This window comes from Rhodopseudomonas rhenobacensis, from assembly GCF_014203125.1.
Lineage (GTDB): Bacteria > Pseudomonadota > Alphaproteobacteria > Rhizobiales > Xanthobacteraceae > Rhodopseudomonas_A > Rhodopseudomonas_A rhenobacensis.
Genome location: NZ_JACHIH010000073.1, coordinates 1 through 1,027 on the forward strand (window position 1 = coordinate 1; position 1,027 = coordinate 1,027).

At 62.7% G+C, this 1,027-nt stretch carries 1 protein-coding gene; it reads right to left on the reverse strand.

Going from position 1 to position 1,027, the window contains the following annotated elements:
* Window positions 1–946 (reverse strand): IS481 family transposase (locus HNR60_RS23940; protein WP_184262944.1); only part of this gene is annotated, 946 nt, incomplete at its 3' end.
* Window positions 947–1,027: the final 81 nt, after the last annotated feature.

A 1,027-nucleotide genomic window follows, 5' to 3' on the forward strand; every position in this document is an offset into this window, starting at 1 on the left:
TGTGGAGCCTCAACAGGTTGTCCCCGAATAGACCGAGTCGGCTGATGGGTGTTTGTGATTTTATGCCGCCGTGGGGGCGATGCCAGTTGTATCTGTGCAGCCAGACCGGGAGTTCCAGGGCGCGGTGTTGTGAGGTTGGGTAGGCTTTTGCATAGGCCCATTCCCTGAGCGCGCTTTGGATGAAGCGTTCGGCCTTGCCGTTGGTTTTGGGTGTGTAGGGCCTGGTGCGGATGTGCTTGAGGCCGAGCGCCCGGCAGGCGTCGCGGAAATCGAAGGATTTGTAGCAGCTGCCATTGTCGGTCATGACGCGGCTGATGGTGACGCCGAGGCTTTCGTAATAGGCCACCGCGGCGCGCAGAAACGCCACGGCGCTGACGGCCTTCTCATCGGGCATGATCTGCGAGAAGGCGACACGTGAGGCGTCGTCGATGCAGACATGGACGAACTCCCAGCCGACGCCGCGATTCCTGTTTCCAGCGCGATCGCCGGTGATGCGATGGCCGATTTTATCGAAGCGTCCGAGCTTTTTGATATCGATGTGGATCATGTCGCCAGGATGGGCGTGCTCGTAGCGACGCACCGGCTCGGCCGGCTCCAAATCGCGGATCCGGTTCAGTCCGAGCCGCCGCAGGATGCGGCTGACGGTCGCCGCAGAGACGCCGAGATCGGCAGCGATCTGCTTGCCGGTCAGGCGTTGCCGGCGCAGCGCTTCGACTTGTGCGACGATCGCCGGCGGCGTTGGCTGATACAACTGCCGCGGCCGCGACGAGCGATCGATCAGGCCGGCACGGCCTTCGGCCTTGAAGCGGGCGACCCATTTGCGGACCGTCCGCGGGCAGACGCCTGCGGCTTGTGCGGCGGCCTTCGGCGTCTGCCCGCTCAGCACCGCCTGCACCAACCGCTCTCGACCAATCGGCGTCAAACGGGCATTCTTGTGGATGTTCATCCGGTCCTCCTTGGATGCCTGAACTTCGCAACCTCAGTTTCCTCGGTCTGGATCGGATGAACAACCTATTGAAAGCTCACA